The sequence below is a fragment of the Microbacterium sp. PRC9 genome (assembly GCF_031844125.1).
In the GTDB taxonomy this organism is placed as follows: Bacteria; Actinomycetota; Actinomycetes; order Actinomycetales; family Microbacteriaceae; genus Microbacterium.
The window spans coordinates 408,481-410,294 of the sequence record NZ_JAUZUR010000003.1; the positions used below are offsets into that span (position 1 = coordinate 408,481).

The window sequence follows — 1,814 nt, forward strand, 5'->3', positions numbered from 1 at the left end:
CTCCTGTGCGATGTCCTGACCGCACGATCGAGGAGATTCTACGGTCCGCGCCTCCGAGCCTGCCGGAGGGCGGGCGGCGCGGTTGAATGGAGCCGTGCTCCCCGAACCGGATACCGACCTGTGCCGTGACCTCGCCGCCGACCTGCGCAGCGCGGGGTTCACCGCCGAAGCCCTGCGCGACGCGTGGGGCGCCGCGGCCGACGATGCGATCGCGCGCGGCCTCCGGTCGCCGGCGTCGCGGGCCCTCGGCGACCGCGGCGACGCCCTCGCCGTGCTGGGCAGGCTTCTGGTGCTCGGGATGCCGCAGGCCGAGGCATCCGTCGATCACGCGCTCGTGCGTGCCGGTGCGCAAGGACTCGCGCGGCTGGGTCTCGCCGAGATCGACGGCGGCGAGGTGCGCCCGCAGGCGGTGGTGCGACCGCAGTCGTACGCCGACGCGTCAGGATCCGGACAGTGGTGGATCGCGAGCGACCTCGATGAGGCGGCGCTCGGCGGGCCGCTGCCCGAAGATCACGTGCTCGGCGTCGGCGGCGCGTCGCTGACGCTCGCCGGGCTGCAGCTGCCGACCCCCGCGGAGCGCGCGCTCGACATCGGGGCGGGCTGCGGCATCCAGGCGCTGCGCGCCCGCGCGCACTCTGCCCACGTCGTCGCGACCGACATCTCGCCGCGCGCGCTGTCGTTCACGCGGCTGAACGCCCTCCTCAACGGCATCGACGGCATCGAGGTGCGGCTCGGCAGCCTCTTCGAGCCGGTCGCCGGAGAGCAGTACGACCGTGTCGTGTCGAACCCGCCGTTCGTGATCACGCCGCGGGTCGCCGACGTCCCCGCCTACGAGTACCGCGACGGCGGGATGGTCGGCGACGACGTCGTGGCTGCGTTCGTGAAGGGGGTCGGCGCGCACCTGGCGCCCGGCGGGGTCGCGCAGCTGCTCGGCAACTGGGAGACGCGCGACGGCATGCCCGGCCTTCAGCGTGTGCGCGGATGGGTCGAGTCGTCGCCGGTGCCGCTCGACGCCTGGATCGTCGAGCGCGAGAGCCTGGACCCGCTGTCGTACGCCGAGCTGTGGGTGCGCGACGGCGGCACGCTGCCCGGCACGCCCGGCTTCGCGAGACTCGTCGACGCCTGGCTCGACGACTTCGCGGCCCGCGCGGTGACGGAGGTGGGCTTCGGGTACCTGCTGCTGCGCCGTCCGGCTGACGGGACGCCCACGCTCGCCCGGTATGAGAGCCTCCACACGGCCCTCGCGGGTGACGGGCTCGGGGCGCATCTCGCGGCCGCGCTCGACGCCCACGACCGCCTGAGCGGGCTCGACGACGCGGGGCTCGCGGCATCCGTCCTCGTCGTCGCCCCCGACGTCACCGAAGCGCGTCATCACCTGCCCGGAGCCGAGGATCCGACCGTCATCGAACTGCGCCAGGGTGGCGGGTTCGGTCGCGCCCTCGGCGTGGATCCGGGGCTCGCCGCGCTCGTCGGCGCGTGCGACGGCGACCTTCCCGTCGGGGTTCTCATCGACGCGATCGCCGACCTGCTCGAGGTCGACGCCGGTGCGCTCCGTGCGGACCTGCTGCCCCGCGCGCGTGAACTCGCCTTCACGGGATTCCTCCGCTTCGCGCATTGATGCGCCGAAACGAATATGGATGCTGTTGACGACAGTATCTTGACAGGCCGCCCGCGCAGGGCCATCATCCGTCTCGGGTGCTGGTGTGGGCGCCCGCGCCGCGTCGATGCGGCGAATTCGGGATCTGTCTGAGGCCCTGGGGAGGGCTGCGGTGGCGAAATCGCGGGGACCCTTGCGCGCTGAGCGCCAAGCGACG

The 1,814-nt window shown here is 73.5% G+C and carries 1 protein-coding gene; it reads left to right on the top strand.

Features of this window, described 5'->3' with window-relative positions:
• Positions 1-94 precede the first annotated feature (94 nt).
• Complete coding sequence (locus tag Q9R33_RS08820) at positions 95-1,618, top strand: methyltransferase (protein WP_311293507.1); 1,524 nt, start codon at positions 95-97, stop codon at positions 1,616-1,618.
• Positions 1,619-1,814 lie beyond the last annotated feature (196 nt).